The organism is Saccharopolyspora tripterygii (assembly GCF_054778355.1).
This window is the reverse complement of sequence record NZ_BAAGZP010000006.1, coordinates 43,793-63,072: the sequence shown is the minus strand read 5'-3', so window position 1 is coordinate 63,072 and position 19,280 is coordinate 43,793. Positions and strand designations below refer to the sequence as shown.

Annotated in this window: 17 protein-coding genes; 9 read left to right on the top strand and 8 right to left on the bottom strand. The window is 69.9% G+C overall.

The genetic code is table 11. The annotated features are described in order from the left end of the window. Positions 1-113: 113 nt before the first annotated feature. The 3 genes from ACYVF3_RS04485 (at position 114) to ACYVF3_RS04475 (ending at position 5,942) form a co-directional block, all read left to right on the top strand. Complete coding sequence (locus ACYVF3_RS04485) at positions 114-1,883, top strand: IniB N-terminal domain-containing protein (RefSeq protein ID WP_461152981.1); 1,770 nt, start codon at positions 114-116, stop codon at positions 1,881-1,883. A 175-nt stretch (positions 1,884-2,058) separates the two neighbouring features. Next, positions 2,059-3,867 carry a dynamin family protein gene (locus ACYVF3_RS04480; RefSeq protein WP_461152980.1) on the top strand — a complete coding sequence of 603 codons (1,809 nt, stop codon included), beginning with the start codon at positions 2,059-2,061 and terminating at the stop codon, positions 3,865-3,867. Beyond that, complete coding sequence (locus tag ACYVF3_RS04475; RefSeq protein WP_461152979.1) at positions 3,864-5,942, top strand: dynamin family protein; 2,079 nt, start codon at positions 3,864-3,866, stop codon at positions 5,940-5,942. Before ACYVF3_RS04480 ends, ACYVF3_RS04475 begins: the two co-directional genes overlap by 4 nt. A gap of 122 nt (positions 5,943-6,064) precedes the next feature. Here ACYVF3_RS04475 and ACYVF3_RS04470 read toward each other — a convergent pair whose 3' ends face one another. The 4 genes from ACYVF3_RS04470 to ACYVF3_RS04455 all read right to left on the bottom strand — a co-directional run bounded on the left by ACYVF3_RS04470 (position 6,065) and on the right by ACYVF3_RS04455 (position 10,649). Continuing rightward, entirely contained in the window at positions 6,065-7,537 is a 1,473-nt protein-coding gene (locus tag ACYVF3_RS04470; protein ID WP_461152978.1) for a gluconokinase, read from the bottom strand. Positions 7,538-7,593: 56 nt separating this feature from the next. Further along, a complete protein-coding gene (locus tag ACYVF3_RS04465; RefSeq protein WP_461152977.1) occupies positions 7,594-8,163 on the bottom strand; it encodes a Uma2 family endonuclease in 570 nt (189 codons plus the stop codon). A gap of 162 nt (positions 8,164-8,325) precedes the next feature. Beyond that, a complete protein-coding gene (locus ACYVF3_RS04460; protein ID WP_461152976.1) occupies positions 8,326-9,384 on the bottom strand; it encodes an aspartate-semialdehyde dehydrogenase in 1,059 nt (352 codons plus the stop codon). Then, positions 9,384-10,649 (bottom strand): aspartate kinase, encoded by a 1,266-nt coding sequence (locus tag ACYVF3_RS04455; protein ID WP_145740179.1) that lies wholly within the window; start codon positions 10,647-10,649, stop codon positions 9,384-9,386. The genes ACYVF3_RS04460 and ACYVF3_RS04455 overlap by 1 nt, the downstream gene beginning before the upstream one ends. Before the next feature lie 275 nt (positions 10,650-10,924). Here ACYVF3_RS04455 and ACYVF3_RS04450 point away from each other — a divergent pair, with 275 nt between their 5' ends. Next, positions 10,925-12,166, top strand: coding sequence for a hypothetical protein (locus ACYVF3_RS04450; RefSeq protein ID WP_461152975.1), 1,242 nt, complete (start codon positions 10,925-10,927; stop codon positions 12,164-12,166). 32 nt (positions 12,167-12,198) lie between these two features. After that, a complete protein-coding gene (locus tag ACYVF3_RS04445; protein WP_461152974.1) occupies positions 12,199-12,798 on the top strand; it encodes a nitroreductase family protein in 600 nt (199 codons plus the stop codon). Between the two features lie 279 nt (positions 12,799-13,077). On the opposite strand, the gene ACYVF3_RS04440 is transcribed toward ACYVF3_RS04445, so the two are convergent. Both ACYVF3_RS04440 and ACYVF3_RS04435 read right to left on the bottom strand, forming a co-directional pair. Further along, positions 13,078-13,317, bottom strand: a complete 240-nt coding sequence (locus ACYVF3_RS04440) for a DUF3817 domain-containing protein (protein WP_461152973.1) — start codon at positions 13,315-13,317, stop codon at positions 13,078-13,080. A 2-nt stretch (positions 13,318-13,319) separates the two neighbouring features. After that, positions 13,320-13,745 carry a hypothetical protein gene (locus tag ACYVF3_RS04435; protein WP_461152972.1) on the bottom strand — a complete coding sequence of 142 codons (426 nt, stop codon included), beginning with the start codon at positions 13,743-13,745 and terminating at the stop codon, positions 13,320-13,322. Positions 13,746-13,836: 91 nt separating this feature from the next. Here ACYVF3_RS04435 and ACYVF3_RS04430 point away from each other — a divergent pair, with 91 nt between their 5' ends. The 3 genes from ACYVF3_RS04430 (at position 13,837) to ACYVF3_RS04420 (ending at position 16,109) form a co-directional block, all read left to right on the top strand. After that, entirely contained in the window at positions 13,837-14,169 is a 333-nt protein-coding gene (locus ACYVF3_RS04430; RefSeq protein WP_461152971.1) for a PadR family transcriptional regulator, read from the top strand. Continuing rightward, positions 14,166-14,789: a permease prefix domain 1-containing protein gene (locus ACYVF3_RS04425; RefSeq protein ID WP_461152970.1), complete on the top strand. Its 624-nt coding sequence runs from the start codon at positions 14,166-14,168 to the stop codon at positions 14,787-14,789. Before ACYVF3_RS04430 ends, ACYVF3_RS04425 begins: the two co-directional genes overlap by 4 nt. Positions 14,790-14,966: 177 nt before the next feature. Continuing rightward, a complete protein-coding gene (locus ACYVF3_RS04420; protein WP_461152969.1) occupies positions 14,967-16,109 on the top strand; it encodes an aminotransferase class V-fold PLP-dependent enzyme in 1,143 nt (380 codons plus the stop codon). Positions 16,110-16,130: 21 nt separating this feature from the next. On the opposite strand, the gene ACYVF3_RS04415 is transcribed toward ACYVF3_RS04420, so the two are convergent. Next, a complete protein-coding gene (locus ACYVF3_RS04415) occupies positions 16,131-16,484 on the bottom strand; it encodes a hypothetical protein (protein ID WP_425474155.1) in 354 nt (117 codons plus the stop codon). A 249-nt stretch (positions 16,485-16,733) separates the two neighbouring features. Between ACYVF3_RS04415 and leuA the strand changes: the two genes are divergently transcribed. After that, positions 16,734-18,527, top strand: a complete 1,794-nt coding sequence (gene leuA, locus ACYVF3_RS04410; protein WP_461152968.1) for a 2-isopropylmalate synthase — start codon at positions 16,734-16,736, stop codon at positions 18,525-18,527. Positions 18,528-18,635: 108 nt separating this feature from the next. On the opposite strand, the gene ACYVF3_RS04405 is transcribed toward leuA, so the two are convergent. Beyond that, positions 18,636-19,268, bottom strand: coding sequence for a DedA family protein (locus ACYVF3_RS04405; RefSeq protein WP_461152967.1), 633 nt, complete (start codon positions 19,266-19,268; stop codon positions 18,636-18,638). Positions 19,269-19,280: the final 12 nt, after the last annotated feature.

Here is a 19,280-nt window from a genome sequence, read left to right as displayed (position 1 = left end):
CCGATGGCTAGGGGGCGGGTCATCCCTACGGTGATCAACACAGGAGTGAGGGAACGGCACGACCTCACTCGGTCCACCTAGCCGAGTACCGCTGAGCATCGGGAGGTCCGACGATGGCGAACCCTCAGCACCCCTCCGGTCAAGCCGAGTCCCCCATCTCCGACCCCGGGACGCACTCCAACTCCGGCCTGCCCGCGGAACCGACGCTGCACGAGTTCCTCACGCGCCTCGTCAGCGACCCGGCCGCACGGTCGGCCTTCGACGCTGATCCGCAATCCACGCTGGACCAGGTCGGACTCGGGGAAATGAGCGCGACGGACGTGCTTCAAGCCACGTCGCTGGTCCTCGACTACGCGCCGGTCGAGGTGGTCAACGCGTACGACCGCTCACTTTCGAGCAGCGTCGAGAAGTTCGCCGCGAGCACCCAGCACGTCGCGATCACTGAATTGCATCCCGCACATCCACACGAGCAGGAAGAACTCAGCATGCTGCAGAACACCCCCTCTGACGACTTCGGCCCCGGCGGCGACGTCGACGCCCAGCTGCCTGCCCCGGCCCCGGCTCCCGCTCCGAACGGCGACACCAACGTCGACATCGAGCACAACGACGTTGACTCGCACAACGTCGTGAACGTGCACGACGTGCTCTCGGGCAACGAGATCCTTTCGGGCAACAACATCAACATCGGCGACAGCCTCGACCTGTCCTCGACCGTCGGCTCGGTCACCAGCACGGCGACCCACGTCTTCGACGGCTCGGTCGACGTGGTCGGCAACGCCACCAACGTCGTGGGTGACGTCGCCTCGGGCAACGTCACCGACGTGGTGGGCGACGTGACCTCCGGCAACGTCACCGACGTGGTCAACAGCGCGCCGATCGTCGGCGACGTGGCCGCCAACGTGACCCAGGCCGTGGGCGACGCCCCGGTCGTGGGCGACGTCGTGGGCAACGTGACCTCGGGCGACGTCACCGGCATCGCCGGCGACCTGACCTCGACCGTCTCCGAGGCCCCGGTCGTGGGCGACGTGGTCGGCAACGTGACCTCGGGCGACGTCACCGGCATCGCCGGCGACCTCACCAACACCGTCTCCGAGGCCCCGGTCGTCGGCGACGTCGTGGGCAACGTGACCGGCGCCGTGGCCGACGTCCCGGTCGTGGGCGACCTGGCCGGTGCCGCCACCGGTGCCGCCACCAGCGGTGACCCGCTGGGCGTCGTGGCCGGCGTCCCGGTCGTGGGCGACGTCCTGTCCACCGCCACCAGCACCGTCGGCTCCGTCCCGGTCGTGGGCGACGTCGCGGGCGACGTGACCTCGGGCGACGCCGCCGGCGTTGCGGGCACGCTGACCGACGCCGGCCAGAACGTCCCGCTCGTGGGCGACGCCCTGGGTGACGTCGCCTCGGGCGACGTGGCCGGCGCCGTCGGCAACGTCCCGGTCGTCGGCGAGGTCGCCGGCACCGCCACCGACGCGCTGGGCTCCGTCCCGGTCGTCGGCGACGTGGCCGGTGGTGCCGCGGGTGGCGACCTGGTCAACAACCTGCCGGTCGCGGGCGACGTCCTCGGCGGCGTCACCGACGCGGTGGCCAACGTCCCGGTCGCCGGCGACCTCGCCAGCTCCGTGACCGACACGGTCGCCGGTGGCGACGTCACCGCGCTGCCGGTCGACGACCTCGGCTCCGCGCTGCCCACCGACGCGCTGCCGGTCGAGGACGTCACCTCGGCCCTGCCGCTGGGCGACGCTGCTCCGCTGGCCCCGGTCGGCGACGTGGTCTCGCACCTGCCGGCCCCGAGCGACCTGCCGGTCGCGGGTCCGATCGTCGGCGAGCCGCTCGAGGACCTGACCCACACCGCCACGGACGCGCTGCCGCTGGACGGCCTGCTCTGATCGCTCTCCGCGACTGAGCCTTGAAGATGCCGGGTTCCGCTCCCTGAGCGGAACCCGGCATTTTTCACTTTTCGGCAAGATTCGCACTCCCCAACAACACTCCGGGTGTGCGACAACCAAGCGAGTTCAACCTATTGGGTTTCTCTAACCGCCCCGGCACGACACAATGGCCGCCGTGATCGAGACGGCGTTGGTGGAACTGATCGATCGCGCTACTGCCGAGTGCGCCGAGCAGCAGCGCGCCGATCTGCACGGCCGCCTGCGCCAGATCAGGACCAGAGTGCTCGACCCGACCCAGCTGGTGCTGGTCGTCGGCGAGTCGAAGCAGGGAAAGTCCGCGCTGGTCAACGCCGTCGTGAACGCGCCCGTCTGCCCGTCCGGCGACGACGTCACCACCACGGTGCCCACGCTCGTGCGCTATTCCGACGAGCCCACCGCGCAGCTGATCGAGCAAGAACCCGCACGTGGGCCGCTGGCGCTGGACCGCACTCCGGTGCCGATCGACCAGGTTCGCGAGCACATGGAGCGCGCCGCCGCGAACGGCCGACCGGTGACCCGAGGCGAGATCGGCATCCCGCGCGCGGTGCTGCAGAACGGTCTGGCGCTGATGGACACGCCAGGTGTGGGCAGCATCTCATCGTTCCTCACGAGCACAACACTCTCCGTGGTCGCCGAGGCCGACGCGCTGCTGATGGTGTCGGATTCGACCCAGGAGCTGACCACCAACGAGCTCGCGTTCCTCAAGCAGGCCACCGCGCTGTGCCCGAACATCGCGCTGGTGATGCCCAAGATCGACCGGACCCCGCACTGGCGGAAGGTGCTGGAGGTCAACCGGAAGCACCTGAGCAACGCGGGCGTCTCAGCGAAGCTCTTCCCGGTCTCGGCCGACATCCGGATGCGCGCGATGCAGTCGCGCAACACCAACCTCAACGCCGAGTCCGGTTTCCCGCAGCTGCTGGAGTTCCTGCAGACCGAGCTCGCGGGCCAGCACGAGCAGTTCACCCGACGGCTGGTGGCGCACAACGTCTCCGAGGCGCTGACGCAGATCAACGATTCGCTGCGCGCCGAACTCGCCGCGCAGAACCCGCGCACCGCAGCAGAAACGCTGGTCGAGCTGGAAACCGCGCAGCGCAGGGCGGAGGACCTGCGCCGCATTTCGCAGCACTGGCAGAAGACGCTCAACGACGGCATCTCCGAGCTGTTCACCGACATCGAGTACGACTTCCGCGAACGCACCTGGGCGGTGCTGCACGAGGTCAACGAGATCTTCGAGGTCGCTGACCCGGCGATGATCTGGGACGACTTCACCCGGTGGCTGCAGGCTCGGCTCACCGACGCGATTTGCGAGACCTTCGGCTGGCTGGAGCAGCGCCAGCAGCGGCTCGCCGAGACGGTCGCCGAGCAGATGCCCCCGCAGCAGCAGAGCGGGCCGCCCGATCTGAACCAGGTGCTCGTACCCGAGCCGCTGGACGAGATCCCCGGGCCGAAGGTGCCCACCGCCGCCGACTACAAGAAGTTCGACCAGCTCCTCACCGGTCTGCGCGGTTCCTACGGCGGCGTGCTGATGTTCGGGCTGATCACCTCGGCAGCGCTGCCGCTGGTGAACGTCGTGTCGATCTCGGCCGGTGTGCTGCTGGGTGCCAAGAGCCTCAGGGAAGAGAAGGACATGCGGTTGCGCCGCCGCCAGACCGAGGCCAGGAGCAACGTGCAGCGGCACATCGAGCAGGTGATCTTCCAGGTCAACAAGGACTCGAAGGACACCATCCGCGCGATCCACAAGACTCTCCACAAGCACTTCACCCGGATCACCGAGGACGCGCAGATGGACATCAGCCAGTCCATCCAGGCGATCAAGCGGTCCGCCGAGCGCAGCGCGGTCGACCGCGACCAGCGCGCGCGGGAGATCAAGCAGAAGCTGGAGGAGATCACGGTGCTGCGCAGGCGGGTCACCCAGCTGACGCAGAACCGGATCACCGCCGCATGAGCGCAGAAGCACTGCTGGAGCGGGCGAAGGGCCTGTTGCTGCGGACGATGACGTTCTACCGCGACGACCCGCGCACGTCGACGTGGCTGCGCGACCGGCTGGAACGGCTCGACCAACCGCTGCGGATCGCGGTGAGCGGGCGGGTGAAATCGGGCAAGTCGACCCTGATCAACGCTCTGATCGGCACGGACCTCGCCCCGACCGACGCCGAGGAGCGCACTCAGGTCACGACGTTCTACCAGTACGGCCCGGAACCGAAGATCATGGTGCACACGCCGCACGGCGCGGTGCAGAACATCCCGGTGTCCACTTTGGACTCCACGACGATCCGGGACCTGCAGCACTGGCGCCCGGACGAGGTATCCCGGCTGGTCATCGAGTCCCCGACCCCGGGTCTGCAGGCCATCACGCTGATCGAGACGCCCGGTGTCGCCTCCGCCGCGGTGCAGGAGACCGGTCGCTCGGCGCTCGCGCAGATCCTGTCCGAGTCCGACGCCGTGCTCTACCTGACCCGCTACCCGCGGCAGACCGACCTGCAATTCCTGCAGTCGGTCAACGAGTTGCAGACCGCGCGCTGCGTCCCGATCAACACCGTCGTCGCGTTCTCGCGCGCCGACGAGACCGGCGACGGCGGCAGCGACGCGCTCGCGGCGGCCCAGCGGATCGCCGAGCGCTACCGCACCGACCCGACCTTGAGCGCGTTCGCGCAGCACTTCATCCCGGTGGTGGGCCTGCTCGGCCAGGCGTCGTCGACGATGACCGAGGACGACTTCAAGGTCCTCGCCTACCTGGCCCGGCTGTCCGACAACGACCGGGACACGCTGCTGCTGTCGGCGGAGCGGTTCATCAAGGCCGGGCTGGAGGCCGTGCCCTCGGAGATCCGGCAGCGGCTGCTGGAGCGCTTCGGCCACTTCGGCATCGCGCGCTCGTTGGACCTGCTGCGCGGCGGCGCCGACACGGCGCAGAAGCTGCAGCAGGAACTGCTGGAGCTCAGCGGGCTCACCACCCTCCAGGAGACCGTGCACTCGCAGTTCGTGGAACGCCAGGACGCGCTGCGCGCCCGGTCCGCGCTGCTGGCGGTGGACATGGTGCTGCGCGCCAATCCGCGGCCCGGCGTGCAGCAACTGCTCGGCGAGTTCGAGCGGGTGCTCAGCAACGCCCACGAGTGGAACGAGCTGCGCGTCCTGTCAGCGCTGGACTCGGGGCAGGTCCGCTTCTCCCGCCCGTTGCAGGCCGAGGCCAAGCGGCTGCTCGGCGCCTCGGGCCACTCACCGCAGGCCCGCCTCGGCCTGGACGGCTCGGCGATGGGCGCCGACCTCGCCGACGAGGCCACCACCACGTTGTCGCGCTGGCGCGAGCAGGCGGTCAACCCGCTGCTGGACCGCACCCACCGCGACGCCGTCCGGACCGTCCTGCGCAGCGCGGAACGCGTGATCCTGCACCAGATCCAGAACCAGGGACAGCCCCAGCCCGCTCACCGAGGTCAGCAGGCCCAGCAACAGGCCCAGGCGCAGCAGCAGGCCGAGGCGGAGCGCGCCCGTCAGGCCGCCGAGGCGGAGCAGGCCCGTCAGGCCGAGGAAGCCCGCCGAGCCGCAGAAGCCGAGCGAGCCCGCCAAGCCGAGGAAGCCGAACGCGCCCGCCAGACCGAGCAAGCCCGTCAGGCCGCAGAAGCCGAACGCGCCCGCCAAGCGGCGCAAGCGGAGCAGGCCCGTCAGGCCGAGCGAGCCCGCCAAGCCGAGGAAGCCGAACGCGCCCGCAAAGCGGCGCAAGCGGAACAGGCGCGCCAGGCCGCCGAGTCGGCGACCCCGTCCCGCAGCGCGGACGACCCCAGCAGGACCCCGGCCACCCAGTTCCTGCAGCAGCACGACCGCCCGACCGGACGCCGCGCCCTCCGCGAGGGGGCGAGCAGCGCGACCAGCACGGGAGGTCGGCGCCGGGCCCCCGAGCCCGACGAGCGGACCGGCCGGTCCCGCTCCAGCGTCAACCAGCCCACGGGCAGCCACGCCAAACCGGACCCCGACGGGCCGTCCCACCACGTCGACCCGACGCCCTCGGGCCGGCACTCCCGGGGCTGACCCCGGCTCAGCGGCCTAGAGGCTGTTCGTGGGGGTGGGGAAGTTTTCATGAAAACTTCCCCACCCCCACGGCATGCATCAGGTTCCGCCACCCGCCACGCAAAACAATCCCCCAACAGCTCCTAGAGGGGGAGGTCCCTGAGGGTTTCGTGGAGCCGGTCGATGAGGGGCCTGCGGCGTGCGAGCAGGTCGGCGGCCTCGGGGTCGGGCGCGACCTGGGAATCCACGGCGACGAGTTCGGCGGCGTGCGCCAACGAATCGATCTCCCCCAGGGCCCGCCACGCGAGGAGGACCGCGCCGAGACCCGATCCTCCGCTGCCCTCGGCCAGGTCGACGTCCATGTTCAGGGCCGAGGCGATGGTCCCGGCCCAGACCGGGCTGCGGAAGCCACCGCCGGTCGCCCGGACCGCGCGGACTTCGGCGCCGGTGTCGATCACCGCGTCGCGGACCAGGGCGAGCTGCTGGGCGACTCCCTCGATGACGGCGCGGGTCATCTCGGCGCGACCGTGCGAACGACGAAGACCGAGGAAACCACCGGTCAACCCCGGTTCCCACCAGGGAGCGCGCTCGCCGAGCAGGTACGGCAGGGCCATCAAGCCCTCAGCGCCCGCCGGGACCCCGGCCGCTTCGTCGAGCAGGTCCGCGACGTCCACGCCGAACGCCTCCGCGGCCCACTGGCCGACGACGGCACCGTTGCTCACCGCGCCACCGATCACCCACAGACCGTCGGCGAGCGCGTAGCTGAACGTGCGGCAGCGCTCGTCCACGCCCGGCTTCTCCCTGGTCACGCGCAGCGCGCCGCTGGTGCCCAGCGACAGCGCGGCCACGCCGGGAGACACCGCTCCCACGCCGAGGTTGGCCAGCGGACCATCACCGCCACCGAGCACCACCGGCAGCCCTGCCGGGAGCCCGACGGCCTCGGCGACCTGCGATCCGAGCGGGACGGACGCGGTCGGATCGCGGAGCTCGGGCAGCTGCTCGGCGCGGATCCCGGCGACCTCCAGCGCGGGCTCGTGCCAGGTCAACGACTGCATGTCCTGAAGACCGCTGCCGGAGCTCAACGAGTGCTCGGTGACGAACTCGCCGGTGAACGCGGTGACCACGAAATCCTTGAGCGCGCACCAGCGTTCGACCTCCCCGATCTCGCCCCCGCCCGAGGTCAGCCAGGCCAGCTTCACCATGACCGACTGGGTGTGCACGGGAGTTCCGGTCGCCCGGTGCAGCGCGGAGGACGTCTCCGGCTCGGCGCGCAGCCGCGCGGCGACCTCGGAAGCCCGCATGTCGGCCCAGTTGAACGCGCGCGTGGCGGGCTCGCCCCGGGAGTCCAGGCCGACCAGGGTGTGCATCGCGCTGCTGAACGACAGCCCGGCGACCTCGTGCCCCTGCTCCCGCGCCCACGCCACGCACTCGGTCAGCGCCTCGATCGCGGCCCGCAGCACTTCGGCGGCGTCCTGGGTGGCCTCACCCGGTTCGTCGGTGCGCAGCGGGTACCCGCGCTCGGTGGTGTGCAGGACCCGCGCATCGGTGCCTGCGGCGACGACCTTGGTAGCCGTGGTGCCGAGATCGACACCCAGCACGACCGGGACAGAGCTCATGCCACGAACCTATCCGCCCGAATCGCACCCGTTCGGCCCAGGCGGGGTGCCCAGGATCACTCCCGCTTCGGCACGATCCGCGTGCCCAGCGCATCGAGATCGATCCGCAGGTCGAAGGGCTGCTCCGTCATGAAGACGCCCGTGCCGTTAAAGGTCTCCTTGTACACGCCGTCGATCAGGCGGTGTTCGACGAGTCTCGGCCGATCAGTGATGTTGAGAATCCAGTAGAACGGAATCCCCACCTCGGCGTACTCGGCGCGTTTGACGAGGTTGTCGACGCGCCGCGAACCCGGGGAGACGACCTCGACGGCGAGCGCGACGTCCTGGGCGTGGAACCGCGTCGGCTGCTCCAGGACCCGGTCCAAGCTCAGCACGATCACGTCCGGAATCCGGACCGTTGGCGGATAGGTTCTGGTGATCACCACTTCGGGCTCGCTGATCGCTGCCCAGCCCTCCGGCAAGATCCGGTCGAGCACAGCGGAGAGCCGTGTGAGGACGAACTGGTGGTAACCAGCGGCTTTCGGGGTCACGTGGAGGACGCCTTCCTGGAGCTCGTAGCGCCGCGAGTTGTCCTCGGGGAGTTCGTCGAACTCCGCCAAGGTCATCGGGTGGTCGGGCCAAGTCATCACGGACATGCCTCCACTAATAGCCGCGCCGATCACGCGCTCCAAGCTCCACGAAGGACAAACGCAGGTTCGAGTGGATCTCGAATCCACCACACCGCAACAATAAGGGCGCCCACCCCCTGTGGCCAGGGAGAAGGCGCCCTCGTCGTGCCGGTGATCAGGTCACTTGGCGAGCGTTTCGGCGATCTCGTAGGTGTTGAGGGCCGCGCCCTTGCGGAGGTTGTCTCCGCAGACGAAGAAGTCCAGCGTGTTCGGGAAGTCCAGCGCCTGGCGGACGCGACCGACGTGGGTCGGGTCGGCGCCGACGACGGCCGCCGGGGTCGGGAACACGCCGTTGTCGTGGTCGTCGTCCAGCACGATCGTCGGCTGGTCGGAGAAGAGCTTGTGCGCCTTCTCCACCGACACCTCGCGCTCGAAGGTGGCGTGCACCGCCAGCGAGTGCGTGGTCAGCACCGGGACGCGGACGCAGGTCGCAGAGACCTTCAGCTCCGGGATGCCCAGGATCTTGCGGGACTCGTTGCGGACCTTGAGCTCCTCGGAGGTCCAGCCGTCGTCCTTGCGCGAACCCGCCCACGGGACCACGTTGAGCGCCAGCGGCGCCTTGAACGGGGTCTCGGCGGACAGACCCGCCGCGGCCAGGGCGGCGGCGACGTCGCCGCCGCGGACGCCGACCTGCTTGCCCGCCACCGCTTCGAGCTCCGCGTAGAGCCGGTCGATGCCGTCCTGACCAGCGCCGGAAGCGGCCTGGTAGGAGGAGACGACCAGTTCGCGCAGGCCGAACTCGCGGTGCAGCGCACCCAGCGCGGCCATCATCGACAGAGTCGTGCAGTTGGGGTTGGCGATGATGCCCTTGGGGCGCTCGTGCACCTTCTCCGGGTTGACCTCGGGCACCACCAGCGGAACCTCGGGGTCCATCCGGAAGGCGCCGGAGTTGTCCACGGCGACGGCACCGCGCGAGGCGGCCACCGGGGCCCACTCGGCGGAGACCTCGTCCGGCACGTCGAACAGCGCGATGTCCACGCCGTCGAACGCCTCCGGGGCCAGGGCGACCACGGTGTTGTCCTCACCGCGGACGGTGATCTTCTTGCCCGCCGAGCGCGGCGAGGCGATCAGCCGGATCTCGCCCCACGGCACCGAGCCGCGGTTGTTGATGATGTCGATCATGACGGTGCCGACGGCACCGGTCGCGCCGACGATCGCGAGCGTGGGACCGGAACTCATCAGCGACCACTCCCCGCGTACACGACCGCTTCCTCGTCGCCGCCGAGCCCGAACGCCGAGTGCAGCGCGCTCACGGCGGTGTCGAGCTGGGTGTCCTGGATCAGCACCGAGATGCGGATCTCCGAGGTGTTGATGATGTTGATGTTCACGCCGGCGTTGGACAGCGCCTCGCAGAAGGTCGCCGTCACGCCGGGGTGCGAGCGCATGCCCGCGCCGACCAGCGAAACCTTGCCGACCTGGTCGTCGTAGACGACCTCCTCGAAACCGACCTCGGAGGAGATCTTCTCCAGCTCGGCGACGGCGAGCTCACCGTTGCTGCGCGCCACGGTGAAGGTGATGTCGGTCTTGCCGGACGCGGTGCCGGAGACGTTCTGCAGCACCATGTCGATGTCGATCTCGGCGTCGGCGACCACGCGGAAGATGCGGCCCGCGACGCCCGGGTTGTCCGGCACACCGCGCACGGTGACCTTGGCCTCCGACCGGTCGTGCGAGACGCCGGTGATCATCGCCTGTTCCACGGAAAGGTCCTCCACTGAACCGGACACTGTCGTGCCGGGCTTGGGCGAGTAAGACGAGCGGACGTGCAGCGGCACGCCGTAGCGGCGGGCGTACTCCACCGCGCGCAGGTGCAGCACCTTCGCGCCGGTGGCAGCCATCTCCAGCATCTCCTCGAAGGTGATGTGGTCGAGGTGCTTCGCGTCGGGCACGATGCGCGGATCAGCCGTGTAGACGCCGTCCACGTCGGTGTAGATCTCGCACACGTCGGCGTTCATGGCGGCGGCCACCGCGACCGCGGTGGTGTCCGAACCGCCACGACCCAGCGTGGTGATGTCCTTGGTGTCCTGCGAAACGCCCTGGAACCCGGCGACGAGCGCGACCTGGCCCTCGGCCAGCGCCTCCTGGATGCGGCCGGGCGTGACGTCGACGATCCGGGCGTTCTGGTGCGCCGAGGTGGTGACCATGCCGGCCTGCGAGCCGGTGAACGACTGGGCTTCCACGCCGAGCGACTCGACAGCCATCGCGACCAGCGCGTTGGAGATCCTCTCCCCCGCGGTCAGCAGCATGTCGAGTTCCCGCTCCGGCGGTGCCGGGTTGACCTGTTTGGCGAGGTCGAGCAGCTCGTCAGTGGTGTCACCCATCGCGGAGCAGACGACCACGACGTCGTTGCCCGCCTTGCGGGTCTCGACGATGCGTTCGGCAACCCGCTTGATGCGATCAGCACTCTCGAGTGAGGAACCGCCGTACTTCTGGACGACGAGCGCCACGTGAAACAAACCTCCTCGACCGCTGCGGCCGTCCCGGGCACGGGTTGTCCCCGCGCTGACACCGGGTGGACGAAGAGCATCGGGACACCCGGTGTGGGATGCGCCCTCCGCCCCGCGACCGGTGGGAGGCAGCGTCGGCCGCGAACGGCCGAAACGGCCTTCTACCAGGTCGCTCCGCTGCCGGAATAGCCTACCGACCACCGGGGGTGAACCCCAATCACGAACGTCACGTCTACCCTGTTGGACGCGATTGTCGACAAGAGCGGAGCGTAGGGTTGTCCACCACGCGAGGCGCGCTGGAACCACCCCTGGGGGATACCGGAAACACTGCTGCTACGCAGCGGAAACAGCAGACCTCGACGACGACCGGTCGCGCGTCGCTCGGCACTCCGCAGCAACGCCGTTTGATCATCGCGCTGACCCCGGCTGTGGTCTACCTCGCAATCCGCCTCGTGGGACTGCTGGTCCTGTCCTGGCTCTCCGCGGTCAACGACGACTCGCTGCTGGACAACCTCAACGCCTGGGACGGGCAGTGGTACACCGAGATCGCGGCCCACGGTTACGGCGGCGTGAACCGGAGCATGGTGGACGGCTTCGGGAACCGGAACCCGGAAACCCCGCTGGCCTTCTTCCCCGGATATCCGCTGCTGATCATGGCCGTCGCGCTGCTCCCCGGCGTGACCACCCTCGGCGCGGCGATCATCGCGAGCCTGATCTGCGGCGTGGTCGCCGCCTACGGCCTGGCGCGGCTGGGTGAACGGCTCGGCGGGACGCGCCGGGTCGGTCTGCTGCTGGTGGTGCTGTTCGCCGCGGCCCCCATGTCGGTCGTGCTGTCGATGGCCTACTCGGAGGCCCTGTTCTGCGCGCTGTCCATCTGGGCGCTGATCGGCGTGGTCGAGCGCAACTGGCCGCTGGCCGGGCTCTGCTGCACCGCCGCCGGCCTGATCCGGCCGACCGCCGCCGCGCTGATCGGCGTGGTCGGGCTGGCCGCGGTGATCGCGATCGTGCAGCGCAAGGACTCCTGGCGGCCGTGGGTGGCGGTCCTGGTGGCCCCGATGGGGATGCTCGCCTACATCGGCTGGGTCGGGCTGCAGACCCACAAGCTCACCGGCTACTTCGAGCTGCAGGCGCGCGGCTGGTCGTCCGCGTTCGACGGCGGCGCCAAGACCGCGCAGTTCGTGGTGGAGGCGCTGACCGAGGACAAGTCGGTCTTCGAGACCTTCACTGTCTGGGTGGTGCTGGCCGCGATCGTGCTGCTGGCGCTGTGCGTGTGGCACCGGCTGCCCTGGCCGCTGGTGCTGTTCGCCGCGGCGGTCCTGGTGCTGGACCTCGGCTCGGACGGGCTGATGTACTCCAAGGTGCGGTTGATGTTGCCTGCGTTCCCACTGCTCATCCCGGTGGCGATCGGGCTGAGCAAGCGGACTCCGGCGACGGCCGTGACGACGGCGGTTCTGCTCGTGTTCTTCGGCTCCTGGCTCGGCGCCTACTCGCTGACGGCCTGGGACTACGCCATCTGAGACGGGCTCGCGGAACGACTCTGGAGGTTGTGGTGACCGGACCGGACAAGACGGCGGACTCCTCAGTCCCGCTGCACCCGCTGCTGGCCGAGCGCTGGAGCCCGCGCGCGCTGGACCCCTCGGCGACGATCGACGACGCGCAGTTCACCGCGCTGTTCGAGGCGGCCAGGTGGGCTCCGTCCTGGGGCAACACGCAGCCCGCGCGGTTCATCGCCGCCCGGCGAGGTGAACCGGCCTTCGACCGCATCCACGGCACTCTTTCCCGGGGGAACAAGGGCTGGGCGGGCGACGCGGCAGCCCTGGCGATCGGCGTCGCGCAGTCGGTCAACGAGGACGGCGAGCCGATGCCCTACGGCGAGTACGGGCTGGGCCTGGCCGCGCAGAACCTCGTCCTGCAGGCCGTCGCCGAGGGCTTCCACGCGCACCAGATGGCCGGGTTCGACCGCGCGGCGGCCCGCGTGGAGTTCGCGATCCCGGACGACTTCGAACCGCTGGTCGCGATCGCCATCGGCGATCTCGGCGACCTCGACGACATGCCGGAACGGCTCGTCGAGAAGGAGCTCCGGCCCCGCTCCCGCAAGCCGCTCGGCGACCTCGTCTTCACCGACGCCTGGGGCACTCCCCGCTTCTGACCAGCACCTCCCGCAGGGGCATTCGAACTTCGCGCGAAATTCGGACCCCTCACTCAGGAGTCGTTTCAGAATGCGGCGGAGCCGTTGCCTCAGGTGTGGGACTCAGCCGGCACCGCTGTGGCCTTCCCCCGCGGGGATTTCTCACACGTCGTCTGGCGAGTACGCCGCGACGCCGATGTCCACCCCTGGGGTAGCCGGAAGACATCAGGAGCGGCGCACGGAGTCCAGACGGCGTGTGAGGCTCCGCCACCCGCACCGCCAAGCAACGCGAGACCGCAATCACCCCTCAGCCGGGCGGCGCGAGAGGGCCAGGACTCCTCCGACTCCCGGGATGAGGGCGAGCCAGCGGGCTCGGGTCGGGATCGCGGTGAGGGCCGTGGCGATCGTGATCAGGTAGGCCGTGCCGTGCAGCGGGCCCAGCAGCGAGCTGATCGCCGGCACGTGGATCGTGACCAGGTTGACCAGCAGCAGCGCGAGGGTCAGGGCTTCCGCGATCGCGGCGATCTGGAGCGCGCGCACGGTCAGACCCCCGTGGAGGAGCCGGGGCGCACGATCATGAGGACGACCACGGCGGCCCAGATCAGGTTGAAGATCCCGGTGGTCGTGGTCAGCCGCTTGGCGGTCGCCGCGACGGGCTCGGTGAGCATCGCGGACTGCGCGGGGAGGATCACCAGCGCCAGCAGCCCGGCCGCGATCAGCGTCAGCGCGATCGAGATCAGCAGCCACGGGTCGGCCAGGACGCCCATCTGCAGCGCGGTGGCCAGGCCGAACACCGGGACCGCGAGCCCGGCCAGCGCGTAGCCCCGGCAGATCCGGTGCAGCAGCCGAGGTGCGCCCGAGTCCGGTTCGGAGCGGGCGTAGCGCGGGAAGAGCGAAGCGGCGACCGCGATCGGCCCGATCAGCACGATCGCGGCCAGGACGTGGACGGACAGCAGCAGCGCGGTCATCGAAGGACCTCCGGAGGCTCCCAATAAGTTGTCAACCAATATATACCCAGGCAATGCATTTGCCATCTACTTACCCGTTAGGATGAGCCGCATGAAGGCGGACGCGGTGCGAGGACACCTGGACGGACTGCTGCTCGCCGTGCTCGAACCCGGACCGCTGCACGGCTACGCGATCATCACCTCGGTCATGAGCCGCAGCGGCGGAGCGCTCGAACTGCGCACCGGGACGATCTACCCCGCGCTCAAGCGGCTCGAACGGCTCGGACTGCTCGCCAGCAGCTGGGAATCGGTCGGCGAACGACGTCGTCGGCGTTGCTACCGGCTCACCGACTCCGGCAGGCGCAGCCTGGACGGGGAACGCGCCGACTGGCGGGCCTTCACCGCCGCCATCGGCGCCGTGCTCAACCCCGGGAGCAAGGCGTGAACCCGATCCAGAGCTACGTCGACGAGCTCGAAGCCGACCTGCGCGGACCCGCGCGCGTCAAGGCGCGCATGATCCGGGAGATCCGCGACGGACTGGCCGACACCGTCGACGCACGCCTGGACGCCGGGCTGCCGCCCGAGGCCGCCGCGCGGGAAGCGGTGCGCGAGTTCGGCACGCCCGCCGAGGTCGCGCCCAGCTGCCAGCGGGAGCTGACCGTCGCCCAGACCCGCCACACCGCGTTCGCGCTGCTGGTGACGGTGCCGGTGCTGCTCGGCTGCTGGCGCCTGACCTGGACGATCGGCCGGGACCAGGGGATCCCTCCCTCGCAGACCGCGCAGCTGCTCGCCGCCATCGCGGGCACCGCCGCGGTGATGGGCTGCGCCGCGCTGCTGATCACCCGGCGGCTCTCGGTGCCCGACGGCCTCCCGATGGTCATGGCCTGGACGGGCACCGCCGCGAGCATCGCGATGCCGCTGACCACGATCGCCCTGGCCACCGCCTTGCCGCTGACCGACAACTGGGCGCTGCTGCTGCTCATCACCGCCGGCACTCTCGCGGCGCACTCGGCGCTGGCGAACTCGGCGAAGACCTGCCGTGAATGCGCGGCACAGGCCTGGTGAACCGCGGATGAATCATCCGAACCCGGGCCCGGACCGGCGCAAACCGTCACTCACCGCGACGCAGCAGCTCTGAACGGACCATACGAGTGGTCCGGTCGCCCGAGGTCCACTTCCATTTTCCGCAAATGATCACCGCATCGGTTACATGTGGTTCCTACATGAGGTAAGACTTCACTCGTGTGGACGAGTATCAGGACTCCTGCGGAAGCGCTCGACGACGCCGACGCGCTAGCCGGACTGCGCCTGCGCTACGACCTCGTTCCCGGAGTCATCCGCCTGGACGGCCACAGCGGCGGGCCGATGCCCCGCACCTCCCCCGCGCGCCTGCGCCGGTTCGTCCAGCACCGCTGGGAACCGCGCAGCGGCCGCACCTCCGGCGAGCCGGACTGGGCCCGCGAAGCACGGCTCGCCGCCGATGCGCTGGCCCCGCTGGTCGGCTCGGCCGCCGGCGAGCTCACCATCGCCGAGTCCACCTCGATCAACCTGTTCAAGGCCCTGGTCGCCGCGGCCAAGCGCCGGAGGGGACGACCGGTTCTCGCCGTCGGGCGCGACTGCTTCGCCACCGACCGCTGCCTCGCCCAGTCCGCCGCCGACCACATCGGTGGCCGGTTGCAGCTGATCGACGGCGTCGAAGGCCTCGCCGCGCTGCCGATGGGCCACGTGGCCGTGGTCGCGCTGTCGCACGTCGACCTGCGATCCGGCGCCGTGCGCGACGCTGAATCGATCACCGCGCAGATCCACCGCGCAGGCGCGCTGACCCTCTGGGACCTCAGCCACTCGGCCGGAGCGCTGGACGTGGACCTGCACGGCTGGAACGCGGACTTCGCCATCGGCTGCGGGCACAAGTACCTCGGCGGCAGCGCGACCGCTCCGTCGTTCGGCTTCGTGGCCGAACGGCACCTCGAGTCGTCGCCGACCGGTGGCCTGCGGCATCCGCTGGCGGAGGGATTCGCCGGCCCGGCCGCGACCCTCGCGGCGACCGAGCTGCGCGACGTGCTGGCCATCCTCGACGGCGTCCCGGTCGGTGAGCTCGCGGCGAAGACGGCGGGACTCGTGGGGCTGTTCCTGGAGCGCATCACCGAGTTCTGCCCGGAGGCCGCGATCGAGGTGCGCGCCGCCGACGAGCAACGCGGCGCACAGGTCTGCCTCCGGCACGAGCAGGCGCAGCGGATCGCCGACCTGCTGTCGGACCGCAGCGTGCTGGTCGAGTACGCCGAACCCGGACTGCTGCGCTTCAACTTCGCGCCGACCTGGCTCAGCTACGTGGACGTCTGGCAGGCCGCGGAGCGGCTGCACGCCACCCTCCACGAGATCGGCTGACCCGCGGAGGTCTCCGAGGGCTCAGCGCAGGGCGACGAGGATTCGCCTGGCGATCGAGGTGATGATCAGCCAGAACAGCGCGGCGATCCCGTAGTTGAGCAGCACCGCCAGCTGCGGGTCCTCCGGGGTGAACAGGTCCTGGAAGCCCAGGGCCAGCGGATCGGCGACGGAGGCGACGAACTGGGTGATGCCGTTGTCCGGGTTCGCGTTGCCGATGGTGAGGATCACATGGATCGCCAGCAGCGCGGCGCACACCAGACCCGCCCAGCGCACCACCTGGATCAGCACGTCGACGAAGCGGCTCCAGCCTCGTCGCAGGTCAGCGCGCCGAACTCCGCCCTCGTGGGCGCCCGCACGAACATCCTCAGTCACGATCACAGTGTTGCACGAGAACCGGTGAATTCGGCAAGGTTCTTCGGCCGCCGAAACACCGGTCGCTCTCACGATCTGGGAAGGCGGCTTGCACTGCAGGGCCCCGTTGCGGTTAGCCTTGCTCCGTGGCTCGCGTTCTCCTGCTTCGCCGCCGCGACGGGGTCTCCTAGACCGGCCCCTCGTCGCGGGGTACGAACGCGCCGGTCTCCAGCCAAGCCCGAGACCCGGTAAGCGATCAGGAGAACGTCTCTCATGAGCAGCAACACCCCCGACCCGCAGGCTCCCTTCGCAGGTCGCGTGCGCAAGCCAGCCAAGGCCGCCCCGGCCGATCAACCGTCGTGGAATCCCCAGCAGGGCAGCTCGATGCCCTTCCACCGGTACAAGCCCTTCCACGAGCTCGTCGAAGACGTGTCGCTGCCGGATCGCACCTGGCCGGACAAGCGCATCGAGCGCGCGCCGCTGTGGTGCGCGGTCGACCTGCGCGACGGCAACCAGGCGCTGATCGATCCGATGTCCCCCGCGCGCAAGCGACGCATGTTCGAGCTGCTCGTGCAGATGGGCTACAAGGAGATCGAGGTCGGGTTCCCGGCCGCCAGCCAGACCGACTTCGACTTCGTCCGCGAGATCATCGAAGACGGCGCGGTACCCGACGACGTGCGCATCCAGGTGCTGACCCAGTGCCGCCCGGAGCTGATCGAGCGCACCTTCCAGGCCCTGGAGGGCGTGGCGAAGGCCGTCGTGCACATCTACAACTCGACGTCGATCCTGCAGCGCCGCGTGGTGTTCCGCGAGGAGCGCGAGGGCATCAAGAAGATCGCCAAGATGGGCGCCGAGCTGGCCCTGGAGATGGCGGGCAAGTACCCGGACACCGACTTCCGCTTCCAGTACTCGCCGGAGTCCTACACCGGGACCGAGCTGGACTACGCCGTCGAGGTCTGCGACGCGGTCACCGAGATCTGGCAGCCCACCCCGGAGCGGCCGGTCATCCTGAACCTGCCCGCGACCGTCGAGATGGCCACCCCCAACGTCTACGCCGACTCCATCGAGTGGATGCACCGCAACCTGGCCCGCCGGGACTCGGTGCTGCTGTCGCTGCACCCGCACAACGACCGCGGAACCGGCATCGCCGCAGCTGAGCTGGGCTACCAGGCCGGCGCCGACCGCATCGAGGGCTGCCTGTTCGGCAACGGTGAGCGCACCGGCAACGTCGACCTGGTCGCGCTGGGCATGAACCTGTTCAGCCAGGGCATCGACCCGCAGATCGACTTCTCCGACATCGACTACGTCAAGCGCACCGTCGAGCACTGCAACCAGCTGCCGGTCGGCGAGCGCCACCCGTGGGGCGGCGAGCTCGTCTACACCGCGTTCTCCGGCAGCCACCAGGACGCCATCAACAAGGGGCTGGACGCGCTGCGCGCGGAGGCCGGGAAGGCCGGCACCCCGGTCGACGAGCACCCGTGGGAGGTTCCGTACCTGCCCATCGACCCCAAGGACGTGGGCCGCAGCTACGAGGCCGTCATCCGGGTCAACTCGCAGTCCGGCAAGGGCGGCGTGGCCTACGTGATGAAGACCGAGCACCAGCTGGAGCTGCCGCGCAAGCTCCAGATCGAGTTCTCCAAGGCGGTGCAGGCGCACACCGACGGCGAGGGCGGCGAGGTCAGCCCGGCCGACATGTGGACGGCGTTCTCCGCCGAGTACCTGGAGGCCGACGCACCGCTGCACCTGGTCCGGCAGAGCTCGTCCGGCGAGTCCGGCGACGAGTCGGTCACCGCCACGGTGGTCGTGGACGGCGAGCAGCGCGAGGTCACCGGTCGCGGCAACGGCCCGGTGTCGGCGTTCGTCGACGCCCTGAGCACGGTCGGCTACGACATCCGCGTCCTGGACTACCACCAGCACGCGCTCACCTCGGGTGACGACGCGCGCGCAGCCGCCTACCTGGAGTGCGCCGTGGGCGACGACGTCTTCTGGGGCGTCGGCGTGGACACCTCGACCATCGCGGCGATGCTCAACGCGGTCGTCTCAGCCGCCAACCGCGCCTCCCGCTGACCTCACGCGACGCTCGGTTCGTGGGGTGGGGAAGTTTTCATGAAAACTTCCCCACCCCACGAACCACGTCGCTCGCTCCCCGTTCAACCGGGTCGGGACGGCGTGCTGTCAGGCGGACTGGGCCGGTTCCGGTTCTTCGGCCTCGGCGCGCTCGACGCGCTTCTGGATGATCCGGGTGCTCCACCAGGCGAAGGCGACCGCGATGACCAGACCGATCCACGAGAAGCGGTGGAACCACTGCCCCGCGACCAGGCCGAACCCGTAGGACAGGGCGGTCACCAGGCCCGCCCACGCGATGCCGCCGGTCGCGTTGGCCAGCAGGAACTTGCGGTAGGGCATGCCGAGGCTGCCCGCGAGCGGCCCGGCGAGGATGCGCAGGATCGCCACGAACCGGCCACCGAAGACGGTCCAGGCTCCCCAGCGATCGAAGAGCCTCTCCGCCTGGGCCAGCGGCTTGGGGCCGAAGTGCTTCGGCAGCTTCGTGCCCAGCCAGGTCAGCAGCTTGCGGCCGAAGCGCTTGCCGACGGCGTAACCGATCGAGTCGCCGATGATCGCGCCCGTCGCCGCGAAGGTGGCCAGCAGCACCGGGTTGATCACCCCGTGCGACGCGGCGACACCCGAGCTGACCAGCAAGATCTCACCGGGTAGCGGGATCCCCACGCTCTCCAGTCCGATGACCCCCGCGACCACCAGGTAGATCACCCCGGACGGGATCGTGTTCAGCCACTCGATCATGGACATCCGTTCTGGTCG